This is a genomic window from Nocardiopsis sp. NPDC055551 (genome assembly GCF_053619415.1).
Genome location: NZ_JBSHJJ010000004.1, coordinates 334511 through 355160, shown reverse-complemented (window position 1 = coordinate 355160; position 20650 = coordinate 334511). Strand labels below are relative to the sequence as shown.

18 protein-coding genes are annotated in these 20650 nt (G+C 69.5%); 5 read left to right on the top strand and 13 right to left on the bottom strand.

Translation table 11 applies throughout. From position 1 onward, the window contains the following. Positions 1–121: 121 nt before the first annotated feature. The 12 genes from coaBC to pyrR all read right to left on the bottom strand — a co-directional run bounded on the left by coaBC (position 122) and on the right by pyrR (position 13952). On the bottom strand, positions 122–1324 hold the full coding sequence (gene coaBC, locus ACWGSK_RS10185) for a bifunctional phosphopantothenoylcysteine decarboxylase/phosphopantothenate--cysteine ligase CoaBC (protein WP_067606423.1): 1203 nt from the start codon (positions 1322–1324) through the stop codon (positions 122–124). 112 nt (positions 1325–1436) lie between these two features. After that, positions 1437–1703: a DNA-directed RNA polymerase subunit omega gene (gene rpoZ / locus ACWGSK_RS10180; protein WP_358508198.1), complete on the bottom strand. Its 267-nt coding sequence runs from the start codon at positions 1701–1703 to the stop codon at positions 1437–1439. A gap of 133 nt (positions 1704–1836) precedes the next feature. Beyond that, a complete protein-coding gene (gene gmk / locus ACWGSK_RS10175) occupies positions 1837–2427 on the bottom strand; it encodes a guanylate kinase (protein WP_358508200.1) in 591 nt (196 codons plus the stop codon). A 320-nt stretch (positions 2428–2747) separates the two neighbouring features. Beyond that, positions 2748–3071 (bottom strand): integration host factor, actinobacterial type, encoded by a 324-nt coding sequence (mihF, locus tag ACWGSK_RS10170; RefSeq protein ID WP_017546565.1) that lies wholly within the window; start codon positions 3069–3071, stop codon positions 2748–2750. 392 nt (positions 3072–3463) lie between these two features. Further along, positions 3464–4171, bottom strand: coding sequence for an orotidine-5'-phosphate decarboxylase (pyrF, locus tag ACWGSK_RS10165; RefSeq protein ID WP_358508202.1), 708 nt, complete (start codon positions 4169–4171; stop codon positions 3464–3466). A gap of 304 nt (positions 4172–4475) precedes the next feature. Continuing rightward, positions 4476–5411, bottom strand: coding sequence for a dihydroorotate dehydrogenase (locus ACWGSK_RS10160; protein WP_358508204.1), 936 nt, complete (start codon positions 5409–5411; stop codon positions 4476–4478). Between the two features lie 69 nt (positions 5412–5480). Then, a complete protein-coding gene (locus ACWGSK_RS10155; protein ID WP_358508205.1) occupies positions 5481–6380 on the bottom strand; it encodes a dihydroorotate dehydrogenase electron transfer subunit in 900 nt (299 codons plus the stop codon). A gap of 86 nt (positions 6381–6466) precedes the next feature. Further along, positions 6467–9775 carry a carbamoyl-phosphate synthase large subunit gene (carB, locus tag ACWGSK_RS10150; RefSeq protein ID WP_452455671.1) on the bottom strand — a complete coding sequence of 1103 codons (3309 nt, stop codon included), beginning with the start codon at positions 9773–9775 and terminating at the stop codon, positions 6467–6469. Positions 9776–9790: 15 nt separating this feature from the next. Beyond that, complete coding sequence (gene carA, locus ACWGSK_RS10145) at positions 9791–10933, bottom strand: glutamine-hydrolyzing carbamoyl-phosphate synthase small subunit (protein ID WP_358508209.1); 1143 nt, start codon at positions 10931–10933, stop codon at positions 9791–9793. A 44-nt stretch (positions 10934–10977) separates the two neighbouring features. Next, positions 10978–12279 (bottom strand): dihydroorotase, encoded by a 1302-nt coding sequence (locus tag ACWGSK_RS10140; RefSeq protein WP_452455670.1) that lies wholly within the window; start codon positions 12277–12279, stop codon positions 10978–10980. A gap of 90 nt (positions 12280–12369) precedes the next feature. Next, positions 12370–13278, bottom strand: a complete 909-nt coding sequence (locus tag ACWGSK_RS10135; RefSeq protein WP_358508213.1) for an aspartate carbamoyltransferase catalytic subunit — start codon at positions 13276–13278, stop codon at positions 12370–12372. Further along, positions 13278–13952 (bottom strand): bifunctional pyr operon transcriptional regulator/uracil phosphoribosyltransferase PyrR, encoded by a 675-nt coding sequence (gene pyrR / locus ACWGSK_RS10130; RefSeq protein ID WP_358508215.1) that lies wholly within the window; start codon positions 13950–13952, stop codon positions 13278–13280. Before pyrR ends, ACWGSK_RS10135 begins: the two co-directional genes overlap by 1 nt. A 502-nt stretch (positions 13953–14454) precedes the next feature. On the opposite strand from pyrR, the gene bldD reads away from it, so the two are divergent. Both bldD and ACWGSK_RS10120 read left to right on the top strand, forming a co-directional pair. Further along, positions 14455–14949 (top strand): transcriptional regulator BldD, encoded by a 495-nt coding sequence (gene bldD / locus ACWGSK_RS10125; protein WP_013154123.1) that lies wholly within the window; start codon positions 14455–14457, stop codon positions 14947–14949. A 310-nt stretch (positions 14950–15259) separates the two neighbouring features. After that, the gene (locus tag ACWGSK_RS10120) at positions 15260–15871 is read left to right on the top strand and encodes a GNAT family N-acetyltransferase (protein ID WP_452455669.1); all 612 of its coding nucleotides are present in this window, start codon (positions 15260–15262) and stop codon (positions 15869–15871) included. Here ACWGSK_RS10120 and metF read toward each other — a convergent pair. Beyond that, positions 15786–16718, bottom strand: a complete 933-nt coding sequence (metF, locus tag ACWGSK_RS10115) for a methylenetetrahydrofolate reductase [NAD(P)H] (RefSeq protein WP_358508251.1) — start codon at positions 16716–16718, stop codon at positions 15786–15788. The two genes, ACWGSK_RS10120 and metF, sit on opposite strands and share 86 nt — an antisense overlap. A 354-nt stretch (positions 16719–17072) precedes the next feature. Here metF and ACWGSK_RS10110 point away from each other — a divergent pair, with 354 nt between their 5' ends. From ACWGSK_RS10110 to ACWGSK_RS10100, 3 genes are all read left to right on the top strand, one after another. Then, positions 17073–18149 (top strand): polyprenyl synthetase family protein, encoded by a 1077-nt coding sequence (locus tag ACWGSK_RS10110; RefSeq protein ID WP_452455668.1) that lies wholly within the window; start codon positions 17073–17075, stop codon positions 18147–18149. 161 nt (positions 18150–18310) lie between these two features. Next, positions 18311–19585, top strand: coding sequence for a DUF418 domain-containing protein (locus ACWGSK_RS10105; protein ID WP_358508221.1), 1275 nt, complete (start codon positions 18311–18313; stop codon positions 19583–19585). Positions 19586–19652: 67 nt separating this feature from the next. Beyond that, a complete protein-coding gene (locus ACWGSK_RS10100) occupies positions 19653–20546 on the top strand; it encodes an SDR family oxidoreductase (RefSeq protein ID WP_358508222.1) in 894 nt (297 codons plus the stop codon). The last annotated feature ends 104 nt before the right edge of the window (positions 20547–20650 follow it).

Genomic DNA, 20650 nt, shown 5'->3' with positions numbered 1-20650 from the left:
ACAGGGCCCGTTCGAAGTGTGACGTACTCGGCGGTAGGAATCTAGCGTAACGACATGGGGATTTTCACGCGTCCACCTCGAAGGAGACCGGATTCCCACCGGTGTTCGAGCACGCCCTCTCTCAGGGGGTCCGCCCCGGCGAACGTTCCACCACCAGGTCCCACACACGGTCGGCGAGGTCCTCCTTGGGACCGGTGGGGATGTCCACCACGGTGCCGTCGGCGCCCAGGACGGTCGCCTGGTTGTCCTCGGTGCCGAAGGCGCGTCCACCACCGACCTGGTTGACCACGAGCAGGTCGCAACCCTTGCGGGCCAGCTTGGCGCGGCCGTTGGCGATCACGTCGTCGGTCTCGGCGGCGAACCCCACGATGGTCTGGTCGGTGCCCTCCCTCTCCCGGGTGGTGACCAGACCGGCGAGGATGTCGGGGTTCTCGACCAGTTCGAGCGGGGCCGGGGCCGCGCCGGACTTCTTGATCTTGGACGCGGCGCTGTCGACCGGACGGAAGTCGGCGACGGCCGCGGTCATCACCACGATGTCCGCCGCCGCGCGTTCGGCCTCCATGGCCTCGGCCAGTTCCAGCGCCGAGGACACCCGCACCAGGCTCACGCCGGCCGGGTCGGGCAGGGAGACGTTGGCGGCCACCAGGGTGACGTCGGCGCCGCGCGCCGCGGCGGTGCGGGCCAGCGCGTAGCCCTGCCGTCCCGAGGAGTGGTTGCCGATGAAGCGCACCGGGTCGATGGCCTCGCGGGTACCGCCCGCGGAGATGAGCACGCGGCGACCGGCCAGGTCGGGTTCGGCGGTCCCACGACGCAGGACCAGGCGGGCGGCCTCGAACAGTTCGGCGGGTTCGGGGAGTCGACCTCGGCCGGTGTCGACGCCGGTCAGTCGGCCCACGGCCGGGTCGAGGACGATGGCGCCGCGCGAACGCAGCGTGGCCACGTTGGCCCGGGTGGCGGGGTGTTCCCACATCTCGGTGTGCATCGCCGGGGCGAACACGACCGGACAGCGGGCGGTGAGCAGGGTGTTGGTCAGCAGGTCGTCGGCGATCCCGGCGGCGGCCTTGGCCATGATGTCGGCGGTCGCCGGGGCGACGAACACCAGGTCCGCGGACTGGCCGATGCGCACGTGCGGAACCTCGTGCACCCGGTCCCACACACCGGTCTCGACGGGCTGCCCGGACAGGGCCGCCCAGGTGGGCTCTCCGACGAAGCGCAGGGCGGCTTCGGTGGGCACGACACGGACTCGGTGGCCGGACTCGGTCAGTCGGCGCAGGAGCTCGCAGATCTTGTAGGCGGCGATGCCACCGCCGACGCCGAGGACCACCTGGGGAACGTTCTCTGTGTCACTCACACCAGTTGTTCTACCAGGAGGCGCCCGTCGCACGCCCCTGGCGGGGTGTGCGACGGGCGCCGTGGTACTCGGGCACGTACTCGGGTCAGATGCCCTCGTAGGGCTCCGCGGTGAGCAGACCGGACTTGACCTCGCGCAGGGCGATGGACAGGGACTTCTCCTGGACCTGGGTCTCCACCAGCGGTCCGACGTACTCCAGCAGGCCCTCGCCCAGCTGGGCGTAGTAGGCGTTGATCTGGCGGGCCCGCTTCGAGGCCATGGTGACCAGGCTGTACTTGCTGTCCACCAGTTCCAGCAGGTCGTCGATCGGCGGGTTGGTGATGCCTTCGGCGACGGGCTCGGTACCAGCCACTTTGTTACCCCCAGGGACGGTCTCCGGCTCGTCGACAAGCCGTGACGTTGATTGGATGGAATGGTTCTCGGGGCCCGGTGAGGCGGGTGTGCGCCACCACCGATGTTCGGCGCGGCCGCTGTCACCCCAATTATCACACCTTGGGCGCGGTCATCAACGCTAGCAGCTCGTCGCACACGTCCTGTACGGACGTGTTGACCAGGGTCGTGTCGAATTCCTTCTCCGCGGCGAGTTCGACCTTGGCCACCTCCAGCCTGCGCTGGATGACCTCCTCGCTCTCGGTGCCGCGACCGGAGAGCCTGCGCACCAGCTCCTCCCAGGAGGGCGGGGCGAGGAAGACGTGCAGGGCGTCGGACATGGACTCGCGGACCTGTCGGGCGCCTTGGAGTTCGATCTCCAGCAGGACGGGGGTGCCGGAGTCCAGGCGTTCCTGGACCGGGCCACGCGGGGTGCCGTAGCGGTTGCCGGCGAACTCCGCCCATTCGAGCAGTTGGTTCTCGGCGACGAGGCGGTCGAACTCCTCGTCGGAGACGAAGTGGTACTGGACACCGTCGTGTTCGCCGGGGCGGGGGGCACGGGTGGTCACCGAGACCGACAGCCACACGTCGGGGTCGACCTCTCGCAGGTGCGCGACGACGGTGCTCTTGCCAACGCCCGAGGGTCCGGACAGCACGGTCAGCCGTTTCGCGACGGGGCGGGCGGGGTCCGCGTTCTGCGCAGGCATGTAGATCAGGATTCCATTCGGCGTGTTCGCCGCGCGGTGGGCCACCGGTCCGCCGGGACCGGCCAGGTCCGGCACGGTACCGCGCGGGCGGCTCACGCGGCCGCCGGTGGGCGGGCCGCGTACGGTCGCGGGAGATCCCTTTATACCACCGAGGCCGCGGCGCGATGGACGGAGTGTGACCTGGGGTCCACTCCTTGCCCGTCGGCCGCGGCCTCGGATCACGCTTCCCACCGATGAGACCCCACCGGATGCGGGGGCTCGTCACGCGTCTGTGGGGGACGCGACGTCCGGTGTTCGGCTATCTGCTCCGTACTTCCGAGCTACTTGGTGAGGTCACCGAACTCGCTCTCCAGGGCGGCACGCTGGTTGGTGCCCAGACCCCGGACACGGCGCGACTCAGCGATGTTGAGCCGCTCCATGATCTGCTTCGCGCGGACCTTGCCGACACCGGGGAGGGATTCCAGCAGAGCCGAAACCTTCATCTTGCCGATGACGTCGTCCTTGAGGCCGTTGGAAAGCACCTCGGACAGCGAGATGCCGCCGTTCTTCAGCTTGTTCTTGACCTCAGCGCGCTCTTTTCTGGCCTTGGCGGCTTTCTCGAGAGCCGCGCTGCGCTGCTCGGGTGTGAGGGGAGGAAGGGCCACGCCGGGTCACCTCGGATTTCTACTCGTTTGTAGAGGGCGGACGCCTGCGAAAGTTAGTAGGTCCGACCCCTGTTAGGCAACGTAAAGTGCCCTTTCAGAGGCTATTTCGTTGAAGGAACTACCCAGAGTAGTCGACCAATTGCGTGCAGGTACGAAAACCAGGACTTTCGTCCCGATTGCCGAGCAGGCGAAGCGCACGACCAGCGCAGGTCACACAGGGGTGACCCGGGTCACTCTTCGCCACGGCAATGGGGTTTCGGACACGCCTATTTGATCACCGTCTGTGACCCGCAACTGTGCGTGATGGGACGAATGCGAAGATCCGGAGGGCGATCCGTGCGGCCGGTTCCGGATCCGCGCAGCACAGCGGTTCCGGGACCGGCCACCGGATTTCAGACACGGGCCCCGGCACGCCGTACGGCCGCCGCGATGGAGGCCGCCGCCGCACCGGGGTCCGCGGCACGGGTGATCGGGCGACCGATGACGAGAAGGTCCGCCCCTGCCTCGATCGCCTCCTCCGGAGTCGCGACCCGGGACTGGTCACCCTTGTCCGCACCGGCCGGGCGCACGCCCGGCGTGATGAGGGTGATGTCCGGGCCCACCTCTGCGCGGACCGCCGCCACTTCCTGAGGCGAACACACCAGTGCGCGCGCTCCCGCGCCCACCGAGAGCGCCGCCAGGCGACGGACCGCGTCCCGTGCCGGACCGAGCAGCCCCACCTGCTCCAGATCCGTCTCGTTCATGGAGGTGAGCACCGTCACCGCCGCGATCTTGGTGTCCGGGGCGGCCTCGACCGCCGCTCGGACCATGTCCGCTCCCCCGCTCGCGTGCACGGTCAGGATCGAGGGCCGCAGCCCCGCCACGCTGCGCGCCGCACCGGCCACGGTGGCGGGGATGTCGTACAGCTTCAGGTCGAGGAAGACACCGACGCGGTTGGCCCCGCGTACGGCGCTGATCACCTCGGGCCCGTAGCGCAGGTACAGCTCCAGGCCCACCTTCACCGTGCTGACGTGCGGTGCGACGGCGGACGCCCAAGTGGCCGCGGTCTCGATGTCGCCGGCATCGATCGCGACGGCGATGGGCGCGGAAGGAGCGGTCATGTCGGTCTCTCCAATCGTGTGACCCGGCCGGAGCCCGGGGTCCGGCACTCGTCCGCCGTTCTTACGAACGTGCTTACGAATGCACATCCACTGTCATGTGCACACCGCATGGTGTGCGATTCCCTGGATCGAGCGCTTCATGCACCCGACCCGCGTCACTTCCCCGTAACGGCCTTCCAGTCGGCCGTAGGCGGCTGTTCCCCCTGATCCCTGCTCTGGATGCCGGGCGCGCCCGTTCAGCCACACAGAGCCATCTCAACGCTGTTCAGGCCGGTCAGGGCCTTGCCGCCCGGTGACCCGCGGATCACAACCCCGAGCGGTGCGCGGCGCCCACCAGATCCGAGGCCTTGGGCACCCCCAGAGTCTCCAGCGTCTCGGTGAACTCGCGCAGGACCCGAGTGCACGCGGAGGGGTCCGAGAAGTTCACCGTTCCCACCGCCACGGCGCTCGCGCCCGCCGCCATGAACTCCAACACGTCGGATCCGGTGCGCACACCCCCGACACCGACGATGGGCACGTCGGGGAAGGCCTCGTGGACCCGATAGACGCATCCCACGGCCAGCGGACGGATCGCCGGTCCGGAGAGTCCGCCCATCCCACCGGTCACCGCGGGACGCAACGTGCGGGTGTCCACGCTCATGCCCCGCAGGGTGTTGATCATGGTCAGTCCGTCGGCCCTGGCGCCGACGCAGGCCTCGGCCAGCTTCAGCACGTCCGGGACGTCCACCGCGATCTTGGCCAGCACGGGCAGATCGGATCGGGCGTGCGAGCGCACCGTCTGCACCACCGCGGCGGCCTGGGCCGGGTCGTCGGCGAAGTGTCGTCCGGCGGGGTCGGTCGGGTCGGGGCAGGACAGGTTCACCTCGATGGCGGCCACCCCTTCGGCGTCCGAGACCCGGCGGGCCAGCTCACCGAACTCCCCCACCCCCGAGCCCGCGATGGACACGATCGCCCGGCCGCCCCGGGACAGCAGCCACGGCAGGTCGCGTTCGAGGAACACGTCCACGCCGGGCCCCTGAAGGCCGATGGTGCTCAGCATCCCGCTGGGGGTCTCCGCCATACGCGGGGCCGGGCGGCCCGCCCGCGGCTCCAACATCAAGGACTTGGTGGTGATGGCGCCGATCTCCGCCACGTCGAAGAATTGCGCCAGCTCCCGTCCCGAGCCCGCACACCCGGCGGCGGTCACCACCGGGTTGGGGAGTTCCAGGGATCCGAGTCGGGTCCTGAGGTCTGCGTTCACGTGTCTTCGCTCGCTCGTGGTCGCCCGGACGACCCGCGCCCGGGACCTGGGGTGACTCATCATTGCCGGTCAGGCGATGTCACGGGTCGACTCCGCCGTGCCGGCGGCCCCCGACCCCTTCCAACCGGGTGCGCCCAAGGCGTCGAAGGGGATGGTGCCCACGTCGTCGAACCGCACCCGTTCGCCCCGGAAGACGGGGCCGTCCACGCAGGACCGCACCATCCGCGTGATCCCGTCCTCTCCCACCACCGGGATCACACAGGTCATGCAGATCCCGATGCCGCAGGCCATGGTCTCCTCGACCGCGACCTGCACGGGGACGCCGTGCTTGCCGGCCACCTGGGTGACGGCGCGCAGCATCGGCATGGGTCCACAGGCGTACACGGCGTCGGAGCGGGCGTCCTCGATCACCCGACCGAGGACGTCGGTGACCCGTCCGCGGGTACCGAAGGAACCGTCGTCGGTGGTGAACTCCGCGGTCTCCGCGATCCGGCGGGCGGTGATCGCGCTGAACACCCGATCGGCCGAGGCACCGCCCAGGACGAAGTCCACCCGGCAGCCGCGCCGACGCAGCGACTGCGCCAGTGGGAACAGCGGGGCGCTCCCCGATCCCCCGCCCACCAGCACGCAGTTGACGGGATCCCGGGGCAGGGGGAAGGGCCGACCCAGCGGGCCCACCACGTCGAGCAGGTCGCGCGATCTTCGTTCGGCCAGCCAGGCGGTGCCGGTACCGCGCACCGCGAACAGGAACTCCACGGTTCCGCCGTAGTCGGGTTTGACGTCGTGGATGGCGAAGGGGCGACGCAGCAACGTGCTGGAATGGTCGCCGCCCACCGTCACCGAGACGAACTGCCCGGAACGGAAGCGCTCGGCTATACCCGGGGCGACGACGGTGATGGCGTAGTAGGCGTCCACCCTGCGCACGTTCAGCACGGGGCACCTGACCTGCACCGGTCCGTTGTCGCTCATCTGTGGTGGCAGCCTCTCTGGACTCGCGGCGGTACGGTCCGGGTGCCGCGGGGTGTTCCCACGGCACCCGGACGCTCCGCTACAGCCTAGGAGTCCTCACGACTCGCCGTGAGCGCTCGGGCGTGCTCCTGCAAGGAGCGCACCCCCACGTCCCCGCGCACACCGGCCTCGATGGCCTGCACCGCGGCGGCCAGACCCTGGACCGTGGTGACGCTGGGAACGTTCCGGACGATCGCGGCGGTACGGATCTCGTAGCCGTCCAGACGTGGTCCGGCCTGCCCGGCGCTGCCGAACGGGGTGTTGACGATGAGGTCGACCTCCCCGTCGTGGATGAGCTGCACGATGGTGCGCTCGCCGTCGGGGCCGGGGCCCGCGCTGTGCTTGCGCACCACGGTGGCGCGCACGCCGTTGCGGCGCAGGACGACGGCGGTGCCCTCGGTGGCCAGGATCTCCAGGCCGAGGTCGGCCAGGCGCTTGACCGGGAAGATCATCGAGCGCTTGTCCCGGTTGGCGACCGACACGAACACCTTGCCCCGGGTGGGCATCGAGCTGTTGACCGCGAGCTGGGACTTGGCGAAGGCCGCCCCGAACTCCACGTCCAGGCCCATGACCTCACCGGTGGAGCGCATCTCCGGGCCGAGGATGGTGTCGACGCCCTCACCGTGCTTGTCGATGAAGCGGTTGAACGGCATCACCGCCTCCTTGACGGAGACCGGTGCGTCGGCGGGCAGGTCGCCACCGTCGCCCTTGGAGGGCAGCATGCCCTCGGCGCGCAGTTCGGCGATGCTGCTGCCGGCCATGACCCGGGCGGCGGCCTTGGCCAGCGGGACCGCGGTGGCCTTGGACACGAACGGCACCGTCCGGGAGGCGCGCGGGTTGGCCTCCAGGACGTTGAGGACGCCCGAGGCGAGCGCGTACTGGACGTTGAGCAGTCCCCGCACCCCGGTGCCGCGGGCGATGGCCTCGGTGGAGTAGCGGATGCGCTCGATGTCCTCGCTGCCCAGCGTGATGGAGGGCAGGGTGCACGCGGAGTCGCCGGAGTGGATGCCGGCCTCCTCGATGTGCTCCATGACGCCGCCCAGGTAGAGGTCCTTGCCGTCGTAGAGGGCGTCGACGTCGATCTCGATGGCGTCGTCGAGGAAGCGGTCGATCAGCACCGGGTGTTCGGGGCTGACCTCGGCGTTGCGCTCGATGTAGTCGGCGAGCATCGCCTCGCTGTAGACGATCTCCATGCCGCGGCCGCCCAGCACGTAGGAGGGTCGGACCATGACCGGGTAGCCGATCTCGTCGGCCGCGACCTTGGCCTGCTCGAAGGAGTAGGCGGTGCCGTACTTGGGCGCGGGGAGGCCGGCGGCGTCCAGGACCTTGCCGAACTCGCCGCGGTCCTCGGCCAGGTCGATGGCCTCCGGGCTGGTGCCGATGATGGGCACTCCGGCGTCCTTGAGACGTCGGGCCAGGCCCAGCGGGGTCTGACCGCCGAGCTGGACGATGACCCCGACGACCGGTCCGGCGGCCTGCTCGGCGCGCACGACCTCCAGGACGTCCTCCAGTGTGAGCGGCTCGAAGTAGAGCCGGTCGCTGGTGTCGTAGTCGGTGGAGACGGTCTCGGGGTTGCAGTTGACCATGACGGTCTCGAACCCGGCGTCGGAGAGCGCGAAGGAGGCGTGGACGCAGGAGTAGTCGAACTCCACGCCCTGGCCGATGCGGTTGGGTCCCGATCCCAGGATGATGATCTTGGGCTTGTCCCCGGTGGGGACCTCGGTCTCCTCGTCGTAGCTGGAGTACAGGTACGGCGTCTCGGCCTCGAACTCGGCGGCGCAGGTGTCCACGGTCAGGTAGACGGGGTGGATGCCCAGGGCGTGTCGGAGTTCGCGCACGACGTCCTCGGACTTGCCGGTGATCTCACCGATCTGGAGGTCGGAGAAGCCGAGTCCCTTCACCTCGCGCAGCAGCGCGGCGTCGAGTTTGGACGCGGCGGCCAGGGTGCGCGCGGCCTCCTCCAGACGCAGCATCTGGTCCAGGAACCACGGGTCGATCCTGGTGGACTCGTGCAGTTCCTCGACGGTGGCCCCGGCGCGCAGGGCCTGCTGGACCTGGCGCAGACGGTGCTCGGTGGGTCGGGCGGCCTCGCGCACGAGATCGTCCTTGTCGCCGGGCTCGCCCGCCCAGGTCAGGCCCACCCCGGACTTCTCCAGGGAGCGCATGGCCTTCTGGAGCGCCTCAGGGAAGGATCGGCCCATCGCCATGGCCTCGCCCACCGACTTCATGGTGGTGGTCAGGCCGGGGTCGGCGCCGGGGAACTTCTCGAAGGCGAAACGGGGCACCTTGACCACGACGTAGTCGAGCGTGGGCTCGAAGCTGGCCGGGGTCTCCTTGGTGATGTCGTTGGGGATCTCGTCCATCGTGTAGCCGATGGCGAGCTTGGCGGCGATCTTGGCGATCGGGAAGCCGGTGGCCTTGGAGGCCAGGGCCGAGGAACGGGACACCCGCGGGTTCATCTCGATGACGATGATCCGGCCGGTCTCGGGGTGGACGGCGAACTGGATGTTGCAGCCGCCGGTGTCCACGCCGACCTCGCGGATGACCGCGATGCCGATGTCGCGGAGTTCCTGGTACTCGCGATCGGTCAGGGTCATGGCGGGGGCCACGGTGATGGAGTCACCGGTGTGCACGCCCATGGGGTCGAGGTTCTCGATGGAGCAGACGACGACCACGTTGTCCTTGGCGTCGCGCATCAGCTCCAGCTCGTACTCCTTCCAACCGAGGATGGACTCCTCCAGGAGCACCTCGGTGGTCGGGGAGAGAGCCAGTCCCTGGCCGGCGATGCGGCGCAGATCGTTCTCATCGTGGGCGAAGCCGGAGCCGGCGCCGCCCATGGTGAAGGAGGGGCGGACCACCACGGGGTAGTTCAGGTCCTCGGCGGCGTCCAGGCACTCTTGGATGGTGTGGCAGATGCGCGAACGCGCGGACTCGCCGCCGATGCGCTCCACGATGCCCTTGAAGGTCTCGCGGTCCTCACCGGACTGGATGGCCTCGATGTTGGCGCCGATGAGTTCGACGTCGTACTTGGCCAGGATCCCGGCCTCGTCCAGGGCCACGGCGGCGTTGAGCGCGGTCTGTCCGCCCAGCGTCGGCAGGAGCGCGTCGGGGCGTTCCTTGGCGATGATCTTCTCGATCATCCCGGTGGTGATCGGCTCGACGTAGGTGGCGTCGGCGATCTCGGGGTCGGTCATGATCGTGGCCGGGTTGGAGTTGACCAGGATGACCCGGAGGCCCTCGGCCTTGAGGATGCGACAGGCCTGGGTACCCGAGTAGTCGAACTCGGCCGCCTGCCCGATCACGATCGGGCCGGAGCCGATCACGAGGACGGATGAAAGGTCACTACGGCGCGGCATGCTCTGTACCTCTTACTACTTGGCAGCCGGTGCGGGCTGGGCGGACATCAGGTCGACGAACTCGTCGAAGAGATCGGCGGCGTCGTGGGGGCCCGCGGCGGCCTCCGGGTGGAACTGGACGCTGAACACGGGGCGGTCCAGCAACCGCAGGCCCTCGACGACCTGGTCGTTGAGGCCGATGTGGCTGACCTCGGCCCGGCCGTAGGGGGTGTCGAACGGGATGTCGAGCGGTGCGTCCACGGCGAAACCGTGGTTCTGGCTGGTGATCGCCACCTTCTTGGTACGGGTGTCGATGACCGGCTGGTTGGCGCCTCGGTGCCCGAAGGGCAGCTTGTAGGTGCCAAGGCCCAGGGCGCGGCCCAGGATCTGGTTGCCGAAGCAGATGCCGAAGAGCGGCTTGTCGGCGTCCAGGATCCCTCGCATGGCCTTCACGGGTCCGTCGGCGGCCGCGGGGTCGCCGGGGCCATTGCTGAAGAAGACGCCGTCCGGGTCCAGGGCGAGGATGTCCTCGGCGGTGGTGGAGGAGGGCACCACGGTGACCCGGCAGCCCCGCTCGGTCAGGCGCTGGGGCGTCATGGACTTGATGCCCAGGTCGACGGCGACGACGTGGTGTCGGGCCTCGACGCCCTCGGGCGGCAGGATCTCGTAGGCGGTGTCGGTGCTGACCTGGCCCGCCAGGTCGGCGCCGGCCATGGGGGGCTGTTCGAGGACGCGCGCGAGCAGCGCCTTCGGGTCGGTCTCGACGCTGCTGATCGCGGCGCGCATCGCACCCTTGTCGCGCAGGTGGCGGGTGAGGGCGCGGGTCCCGGTCAGGGCGATGCCGACCACGTCCTGGCGGTGCATCTCGTCGTCCAGGGTGCCCTTCGAGCGCCAGCTGGAGGTGATGCGGGAGGGCTCGCGCACCACGAAGCCGGCGACCCAGATGCGGGTCGACTCGGGATCGTCGTCGTTGACCCCGGTGTTGCCGATGTGCGGGGCGGTCATCACGACGATCTGGCGGTGGTAGGAGGGGTCTGTGAGCGTCTCCTGGTAGCCGGTCATACCGGTGTTGAAGACGGCCTCGCCGAAGGTCTCACCGACGGCGCCGAAGGATCGGCCGTGGAACACGCGACCGTCCTCGAGCACCAGAATCGCCGGTCCACCGATCTCCTCGGACACGTTTGCCCCCTCTGTCGTGCCAGGTCCGGCCTGGGCTTGGTAACTCACTTGATCTTCCCTTCCAGGACGGTCGGTGCGCCGCGCAGGAACGTGGCGATGATCCGACCGGGCAGGCTCATGCCGCGGAAGGGCGTGTTGCCGCTCTTGCCGACCATGGCGGCCGCGTCGACCTCGACGGGCGCGGCGGGGTCGTACAGAACGATGTTGGCGGGTTCGCCGACGGCGAGCTCACGACCGTGCCCGCCGACGCGACCGATGCGGGCGGGAGCGGCGGACATGCGGTCCGCGACCTGTTCCCAGGTGAGCAGACCGGTCTCGACCATGGTCCTGTGGACCACTCCGAGGGCGGTCTCCAGTCCGATCATGCCCATCGCGGCGGTGGACCATTCGGTCTCCTTGGCCTCGACCGGGTGGGGGGCGTGGTCGGTGGCCACGATGTCGATGGTGCCGTCGGCCAGTCCCTCGCGCAGCGCCTGGACGTCCTCGGCGGTGCGCAGCGGCGGGTTGACCTTGTAGACCGGGTCGTAGCTCTCGGCCAGGTCGTCGGTGAGGATCAGGTGGTGGGGGGTGACCTCCGCGGTGACGTCGCAGCCGCGTTCCTTGGCCCAACGGATGATGTCGACCGAGCCCTTGGTGGAGACGTGGCACACGTGCAGACGCGAGCCGACGTGCTGGGCGAGCAGGCAGTCGCGGGCGATGATCGCCTCCTCGGCGACCGCGGGCCAGCCGGGCAGGCCGAGGCGGTCCGAGACGCGACCCTCGTTCATCTGGGCGCCCTCGGTCAGGCGCGGTTCCTGGGCGTGCTGGGCGATGACGCCGTCGAAGGCCTTGACGTACTCCAGTGCGCGGCGCATGAGCAGCGCGTCGGAGACACAGATGCCGTCGTCGGAGAAGACCCGGACCCGGGCGGCGGAGTCGGCCATGGCGCCGATCTCGGAGAGCCGTTCGCCGGCCAGACCGACGGTGACGGCTCCGACCGGACGCACGTCGCAGTATCCGGCCTCCTCGCCCAGGCGCCAGACCTGCTCGACCACCCCGGCGGTGTCGGCGACGGGGTCGGTGTTGGCCATGGCGTGCACGGCGGTGTAGCCGCCCATCGCGGCGGCGCGGGAGCCGGAGGCGACGGTCTCGGCGTCCTCACGGCCGGGTTCGCGCAGGTGGGTGTGCAGGTCGACCAGGCCGGGAAGGGCGATCAGACCGGTGGCGTCCACGACCTCTGCCCCGTCGGGGGTCGGCAGGTCGGGACCGATCGCGGTGATCTCGCCGTTCTCGAACAGCAGGTCGACCGGGTCGTCACCGAGCGGGCGTGCGCCGCGGATCAGGTGGGTTCCCTGGTTTTCGGGCATGGAGATGTCGGCTTTCTCGTGTTCGTTGAAGTTCGTGGGCGGCGGGAGGGACCGACGAACGCGCGGTGGCGTGTTCGGGCACCCGTTCCGCTAGGAGCCGCCGAGCAGCAGGTAGAGCACGGCCATGCGCAGGCTGACACCGTTGGCGACCTGCTCGGTGACGGTGCAGCGGGGCGAGTCGGCGACCTCGGCGGAGATCTCCATGCCGCGCACCATCGGGCCCGGGTGCATGACGATGGCCTCCTGCGGCATCCGACTCAGGCGTTCGCCGTCCAGGCCGTAGTTGCGGCTGTATTCGCGCACCGAGGGGAAGAAGGAGTCGTGCATGCGCTCGGCCTGCACGCGCAGCATCATCACCACGTCGGACTTGGGCAGTACCTCGTCGAGGTCGTAGGAGATCTCGCAGGGCCAGGTGTGCACCGAGACCGGCAGCAGCGTGGGCGGGGCGACCAGGGTCACGTGCGCGCCCAGGGTGGTGAGCAGCAGGACGTTGGAGCGGGCGACCCGGCTGTGCAGGATGTCGCCGACCACGACCACGCGCAGCCCTTCGAGCCGGCCCAGACGCTCGCGCATGGTGAAGGCGTCCAGCAGCGCCTGGGTGGGGTGCTCGTGGGTGCCGTCGCCGGCGTTGAGCACGGAGCCGTCGACCCAGTTCGCCAGGCGGTGGGGCGCCCCGGAGGCGCTGTGTCGGATGACCACGCCGTCGGCGCCCATGGCCTGGAGGGTGAGCGCGGTGTCCTTGAGGCTCTCCCCCTTGGAGACGCTGGAGCCCTTGGCCGAGAAGTTGATGACGTCGGCGGACAGGCGTTTGGCTGCCAGTTCGAAGGAGGTGCGGGTACGGGTGGAGTCCTCGTAGAAGAGGTTGACCACGGTGCGACCGCGCAGGGTGGGGAGCTTCTTGACGGAGCGGTCCCCCACCTGGGCGAGTTCGCCGGCGGTGTCCAGGATGAGCGTGGCCTCGTCCCGATCGAGGTCACCGGCGGAGAGCAGGTGGCGCATCAAAGGTCCCCTTCCGTGTCCTCGGAGCGCTGGAGGGAACCGGGCCGCGTTCCTTCCTTGAGGGTGGCGGCGGGCGAGGGCCCGAGGAGGACGGCGTCGAGGCCGTCGCTCTCCCGCAGTTGGACGGTGACGCTCTCGCGAAGGGAGGTGGGCAGGTTCTTGCCCACGTAGTCGGCGCGGATCGGCAGTTCGCGGTGGCCGCGGTCGACGAGGACGGCGAGCTGAACGGCGCGGGGGCGGCCGAGGTCGCCGAGGGCGTCCAACGCGGCGCGCACGGTGCGGCCGGAGAAGAGGACGTCGTCGACGAGGACGACGACGCGGTCATCGAGGCCACCGGCGGGGATCTCGGTCTTGCCGAGGGCGCGGGCGGGAGCGAGCCGCAGGTCGTCACGGTACATGGTGATGTCGAGGGAACCGGCGGGAACGTCGAGGTCCTCGACCCGCTCGATCCGTCGTGCCAGGCGTTCGGCGAGGGGGACGCCTCTGGAGGGGATGCCCAGGAGGGTGACGTCCTGGCCGCCCTTGGTGCGTTCGAGCACCTCGTGGGCGATCCGGGTCAGCGCCCGGTTGATCTCGTTGCCGTCGAGGACGGCTCGTGTGCCTTCGGGTACCTCGGGCACCGACGCGGGAGGTGCGGTCTCGTTGTCGTCCCGCGCGGGTTTTCGCGCATGCAAAGTAGTGACCCCTTCCCTGCCTCACAGAACAGGTCGTTAAAGGATGTCGATCGGGCCCACGCTACCAGCGAGGACTCCGGCACCTTCGGGCGCGCCCCCACCCCCGAAAGCACAAGTGTGATGCTCATCACATCACATGCCACGGATTGCCCAGCAAAGAGTATCCATTTCATGACACTCCGGAATCGCACCCAATCCGTGGGAAACACGAAATTCCCTGCAGGAGTGGGCTTTGCGACCCCCGAGAGCGCCCCACTCGTCCCGACCCCTCCACAAATGAGAGGCGTCTCACCTACGCACGGTTTGGCCACTGATTAGTCGCGTTTCACACCAACGGCTTGACCTGGACACCGACCCCCCTCTACCGTCACTGTCTGTAACCACTACCGGGTGGGGTTGCACCCCGTGACCATCCGCTGGACCGCCCAGGCGGCCCGCCGAGTACGAGCGGACGTCTCCCCCACTCACGCCAGCCACCGTCACGGCCGGGAGCGACAAAAAGATGCCATCCGAATACGCCAAGTCCCTCGGTGCGCGACTGCGTGCCATCCGCACCCAACAGGGCCTTTCCCTGCACGGAGTGGAGGAGAAGTCCCACGGACGCTGGAAGGCCGTCGTGGTGGGCTCCTACGAGCGCGGCGACCGCGCCGTCACCGTCCAGAAGCTGGCCGAGCTCGCCGACTTCTACGGCGTGCCGATGTCGGAGCTGCTGCCCGGCGGCGCCGCGCCCACTCCGCTCGGCCCGACACCCAAGTTGGTGATCGACCTGGAGCGTATGCAGCAGCTCCCGCAGGAGAAGGCCGGTCCTCTCTCCCGCTACGTCGCCACCATCCAGAGTCAGCGGGGTGACTACAACGGGCGGGTGCTGTCCATCCGCCAGGAGGACCTGCGCTCACTCGCGGTCATCTACGACAAGTCCCCAGGCGACCTCACCGAGGAGCTCATCAACTGGGGCGTCCTCGACCCCGAGGCCCGCCGCGCCGTCGACGCCTTCTGACCCCGGGCGCGAAACAAGCACGATCACTCACGAAGAGCCGGGTGCCGCCCTTTCGGACGGCACCCGGCTCTTCGTGGGTCCGGCCCGGTCGGGCGGCGGCCGGAACGTACGACGAGGCCGGGTAAGGGCTTCCCCTCCCCGACCCGGCCTCGCCTCACCCGCACATCGGCGGGCGTATCGAACTCCTGTTCGATAGACACCAGTTAACACCCCCACGCGCGGAGCGTCAAGGAGAGCCGGGGGGAACAACGGGCGCATCGGCCCCGGGAAAACCAGGTCGAACGGCGGTGCCACCGCCTACTCTGGACCCGTGGCAGTCGACACCGAGTTACGTGAACTCGCCCCCGGCGCCTTCGCGCACGTCGTTCCGGCGCTTTTGGAGGTCTACGAGGCCGCCATGCGACCACCCCCGGAACAGTTGCCGGGCCGGGCCTCCGTCATGCACGGTCACACCCGCTATCCGGGGTTCCGCGCCATCCTGGCCGTCCAGGACGAGCGCGCGGTGGGATTCGCCTACGCCTTCCACGGTGCGAGTGGCCAGTGGTGGCACGACGTCGTCACCACGGGTATGCGCGTCCGGGGGCGGCGGGGCCACCTCAAGCGCTATCTGAGCGACCCCCTGGAGATCGCCGAGGTGCACGTACACCCCGACGCCCAGAACCTGGGCATCGGCCGCCGCATGCTGCACCGACTGTGCGAGGGAAGGCCCGAACACACGGCCGTGTTGTCCACGCGTTCGGGCCCTTCGGCGGCACGCCACCTCTACCGCTCGTGCGGGTTCGTCGAGGTGCTGGACCCGTTCTCCTTCCCGGGGAGCCCGGACCAGCCCTTCTCGATCATGGCCGCGCGTCTGCCGCTGACGGCCCCTGCCGCTCCGGAGCGATCTCCCGGTAGATCTCCCTGGTGGCCGTGGACTGGTTGAAGGTGATGAAGTGGATGCCCGGCGCGCCCTCCGCCAGCAGCCGCTCGCACATCTTCTGGGCGTGCTCGATCCCGAACGCCCGCACCGCCTCGGCGTCGTCGCCGAAGCTCTCGAAACGCTCGGCCAGCGCACGCGGGAACGGGGCGCCCGACAGCATCTCCGAGCGCCGGATCGAGGCCGTCTTCACCACCGGGAACACCTCGGGGATGATCGGGATGTCACAGCCCCGGGCGGCCACCCGGTCGCGCAGCCGTAGGTAGTCCTCGGCGTCGAAGAACATCTGGGTGATGGCGTAGTCGGCGCCCGCCCGGCACTTGCGCACGAAGTGGTCGGTGTCGACCTCGACGTCGGCCGATCTCGGGTGCTTGTAGGGGAAGGCGGCCACGCCCACGGAGAAGTCGCCGCTCTCCTTGAGCAGGCGGACCAGTTCCTCCGCGTAGGTGAGTCCCTCCGGGTGCTGGACCCACGCGCCGTCGGGGTCGCCGGGCGGGTCACCGCGCACGGCCAGCATGTTGGACACACCCGCGTCGCACAGGCGACCGATGAGGTGGCGCAACTCGGCGACGGAGTGGTCGACCAGCGTCATGTGCGCGACCGGCATCAGCGTGGTGTCGGTGGCGATGCGCTCGGTGGTCTCCACCGTGAGGTCGCGGGTACCGCCGCCGGCTCCGTAGGTGACGGAGACGAACGAGGGACCCAGCGCCTCGATCTCCCGGATGGCCCGCCACAGACGCTCTTGCGAACGGGCGTTGCGGGGCGGGAAGAACTCGAAGGAGAACAGCGGCTCGCCCGAGTCGAGCAGGTCTCGGATATGGCGCGGCCTGGGGGCCGGGCCTCGGGGCGCCACGAGGCGCGTGGGTGCAGCGAGCATGCTTTCCACCCTAGGCCAGGACCTCCGATTCGCGGACACCTCATCTCATGTTTCAAGATACCTATCGGCGACATCGTCTCACGTACCATCATGTGAGACAGGGGGATTTTTACCGGAAACCTCCTGTTCGACCCAGATCTGAACCAAAAGTCCCTATTATGGCGGGTTTTCGCTGATCCGAGACCCCACTCCGAGGGGTGCGCCCGCATCACGACTTGTCCACATTTCGGACACCGAGAATTCCATCACCGGGAACCGGCCCTCACACCCTTGCCCGGCCGCCGAACACCCGGGCCCCTACCCTCTCGACCAGGGACTAACCTGCTGGGTATGGCCCCTTCTACTGCCTTTTCAGCCGTGTCCGTCATCCGTTCCGACGTGGACCGCGAACTGTCCGACTTCTGCGCCGAACACCGTGTCCGGCTGCTGGAGATCGGCCCCGAGCTGGCCCCCGCCATGGATTCCTTGGAGGCGATCGTCTCCAGCGGCAAGCGGCTGCGTCCCACCTTCGCCTACTGGGGGTGGCGCGGCGCGGGCGGGGCCGAGGGCGACGCCAGGATGATCCGCGCGGCCGCGTCCCTGGAGTTCCTCCAGGCCTGCGCGCTCGTGCACGACGACGTGATCGACAACAGCGACACCCGGCGCGGCGCCCCCGCCACCCACAAGCGCATGGCACGGCTGCACGCCGACGAGGGCTGGAGCGGCGACAGCGACGGATTCGGTCGTGGCGCCGCGATCCTCATCGGTGACCTGTGCCTGACCTGGTCCGACGAGATGTACCAGGCCTGCGGGTTCGTGCCGCGGACGCTGCAGGACGGGCGTGCTCCCTTCGACGCGATGCGCACCGAGGTCATGGCCGGGCAGTACTTGGACACCTTGGAGCAGGTCCGCGGCATCGAGACCCGTGAGGCCGCCCTTCGGGTGATGCGGTACAAGACCGCCGCGTACACGGTGGAGCGTCCGCTGCACCTGGGGGCCGCGTTGGCCGGGCGGGGCGAGGAGCTCGCCCGGGTCTACACCGACTACGGCGTCCCGCTGGGGATCGCCTTCCAGCTGCGCGACGACCTGCTGGGCGTGTTCGGCGACCCGACCACCATGGGCAAGCCGGCCGGTGACGACCTGCGCGAGGGCAAGCGGACCCTGGTGGTGGCCGAGACCCTGGCGCGGTCCGGTGAGACCGACGCCGAGCGCTTCCGCTCGCTGCTGGGCGTGCCCGACCTGTCGACGGACTCGGTGGAGTGGATGTGCTCCCTGGTGGAGTCCAGCGGCGCCCTGACCGCCTGTGAGTCGCTGGTCGAGGAGTACTCCGAGCAGGCGCTCGCCGCACTGGAGGACCCGGAGCTGGACGAGGGCGCGCGTGACCCGCTGCGCGAGTTGGTCGTCGCGGCCACCCGCCGCTCCCACTGATCGGCGATCCGCCCGAACCCCGAACCCCGAACCCCGAACCCCGAAGGATTGATTTTGGGGTCTTCGGGGTTTTTTATACCCTTTTTCAAATTACGCCCACAGCCCGATTCCGGCATGAATCGGAATCCACGATAGACCTTGAAACCGGAGCGCTCCCTCCCATGGCCAGAAACACCGCCCCTCTCGGGCCGACCACCACGGCCGAACGGGCACTCGCTCCGGACCTCGCCCGCGGCTTCATGCTGCTCTTCATCGCCCTGGCCAACACGGTCTGGTACCTGGGGGCCGCACCGAACACCGGCATCACCGCGCACCCCACCCCTGAGGGCGCACTGGACGATGTCGTGCAGTTCTTCACGGTCATGGCCGTGGACATGCGCAGCTACCCGATGTTCGCCTTCCTGTTCGGGTACGGCATGGTGCAATTGGCCAGGCGCCAGGAGGCGGCGGGTGCCGACGTCAAGGGCGTCGACGCCCTGCTGCGCCGCCGCAACCTGTGGCTCCTCGTCTTCGGCTTCTTCCACGCACTGCTGCTGTGGATGGGCGACATCCTCGGCGCCTATGGCATGCTCGGGCTGGTCCTGGGATGGCTGTTCCTCCGGCGCAAGAGCGGGACACTGCTCGTGTGGGGCGCCGTGCTGACCGGCCTGCTCGCGCTCCTGTCCGTGATCGTCCTCCTGCTCCTGCCGATCCTCGGCGAGGTCGACATGGGCGATCAGGACGTTCTGGTCACGGCCGCCGACATCGCCGAGACGTCCATCCTGTCCGCCGCGGTCATGCGAATGCTGGCCTGGCCCCTCAGCGTCGGGCAGGGGCTGCTGATCCCGGCCTTGCCCGCCGCGGCCCTGTTCGGGTTCTGGGCCGCGCGCCGCCGGATCCTGGAGGAGCCGGAACGGAACCTGCCCCTGCTGCGCGGGGTCGCGATCGTGGGCATCACCGTCGGCTGGCTCGGCGGTCTCCCCCTGGCGTTGGCCCAGATCGGCGTGTGGGACCTGGCCCCGATCCAGGGGCAGGCGCTGGCCATCCCGCACATGTCGACCGGCCTGTTCTGCGGGCTCGGGTACGTCGCGCTGATCGCCCTGGTGGCGTACCGGGTCCGGGAACGGGGACGAACCCGGGGCATCCTGGTGAGCGCCCTGAGCGCGACGGGGAAGCGCTCCCTCAGCGCCTACCTGGCCCAATCCGTGCTGTGCGCGCCGCTGCTGGCCGCATGGGGCCTGGGGCTGGCCGCGCACATGTCCTCGTGGACGATGTTCCTGTACGCGGTCGGGGTGTGGCTGCTCACCGTGGTGGGCGCCTACGCGCTGGAGCGCGCGGGGCGTCGTGGCCCGGCCGAGGTGCTGTTGCGCCGCCTGACCTACCGGCGCATCACCCGTACGATCGCCCCTGTCACGGGTGGGAACGAGGAGGCTCCCCAAGAGCACACCACCCGCTGACCGATGAGCTCAAAAAGGGGCGTGCCGATGAGCGGCCGGCACGTCCCCATACTCCAGGATGGCTGTCATGGGTGACGATCACATGACAAACCACACCATAGGGGTGACCGGAGCCACGGGAGCGGTGGGCGGGCGCGTGGCCGCCCGGATCGCTCGGCTCGGGTCGACACAGCGATTCATCGTGCGCGACATCAATCGCGCCCCGGAGTACCCGGGCAGCAGCGCGTCGATGGCCGACTACGAGGACGGGGCCGGGTTCACGCGGGCCTGTCGGGGGGTGGACACCCTGTTCCTGGTCTCGGCCACCGAGTCCGAGGAACGAATGGAGACCCACGTCAGCGCGGTGGACGCGGCGGTCGAGGCGGGGGTCTCCCGGATCGTGTACCTGTCGTTCCTCGGTGCGGGCCCGGCCTCGACCTTCACCTTCGCCCGGACGCACTTCTTCACCGAGGCGCACATCAGATCCACCGGTGTGTCCTACACGTTCCTGAGACCGAGCCTGTACCTGGACCTGCTGCCCCATTGGGTGGACGACGAGGGAGTGGTGCGCGGCCCGGCCGGTGACGGTCGGGCCGCGTGGGTGTCCCGGGACGACGTGGCCGACGTGGCCACCGCCGTCCTGACCGACCCCGTGGTGATCGCCGCGTCGGAGCGGACCACCTACGACGTGACCGGCCCGGAGGCGTTGTCGGTGGGCGCCACGGTGGAGAAGCTGGGCAGGCTCACCGGCCGCACCATCCACTACGTGCCCCAGAACTGGGAGGAGGCGCTGGAGTCACGCCGGCGCACCGGAGCCGCGGAGTGGGAGGTCGAGGGGTGGGCGTCGTCGTACGCGGCGATCGCGAACGGGGAGATGGACGTGGTGGCCGATACCGTGCCGAGCCTGACCGGGCACCCGGCGCAATCCATCGAGGGTTTCCTGCGCCGTCATCCGAGCGCGTTGGCGCACGTCGCGGTCTGACATCGGCGGTCTCTTCCCGACCACCGCCGTGCGGAGTGCGCGGTCGAGTTCGGCGGACCCGAGGTGCTGATCCCCGGGAGGTTCCCCGTCACCGGGTCCGGTGA

What these genes read in the sequence shown, in the direction of transcription:
- ACWGSK_RS10140 (WP_452455670.1), bottom strand. Translation starts at nt 12,279, where the DNA reads ATGCCCGAAAACCAGGGAACCCACCTGATCCGCGGCGCACGCCCGCTC.
- carB (WP_452455671.1), bottom strand. Translation starts at nt 9,775, where the DNA reads ATGCCGCGCCGTAGTGACCTTTCATCCGTCCTCGTGATCGGCTCCGGC.
- ACWGSK_RS10100 (WP_358508222.1), top strand. Translation starts at nt 19,653, where the DNA reads ATGGGTGACGATCACATGACAAACCACACCATAGGGGTGACCGGAGCC.
- bldD (WP_013154123.1), top strand. Translation starts at nt 14,455, where the DNA reads ATGCCATCCGAATACGCCAAGTCCCTCGGTGCGCGACTGCGTGCCATC.
- ACWGSK_RS10105 (WP_358508221.1), top strand. Translation starts at nt 18,311, where the DNA reads ATGGCCAGAAACACCGCCCCTCTCGGGCCGACCACCACGGCCGAACGG.
- ACWGSK_RS10155 (WP_358508205.1), bottom strand. Translation starts at nt 6,380, where the DNA reads ATGAGCGACAACGGACCGGTGCAGGTCAGGTGCCCCGTGCTGAACGTG.
- gmk (WP_358508200.1), bottom strand. Translation starts at nt 2,427, where the DNA reads ATGCCTGCGCAGAACGCGGACCCCGCCCGCCCCGTCGCGAAACGGCTG.
- pyrF (WP_358508202.1), bottom strand. Translation starts at nt 4,171, where the DNA reads ATGACCGCTCCTTCCGCGCCCATCGCCGTCGCGATCGATGCCGGCGAC.
- ACWGSK_RS10110 (WP_452455668.1), top strand. Translation starts at nt 17,073, where the DNA reads ATGGCCCCTTCTACTGCCTTTTCAGCCGTGTCCGTCATCCGTTCCGAC.
- ACWGSK_RS10135 (WP_358508213.1), bottom strand. Translation starts at nt 13,278, where the DNA reads ATGCGCCACCTGCTCTCCGCCGGTGACCTCGATCGGGACGAGGCCACG.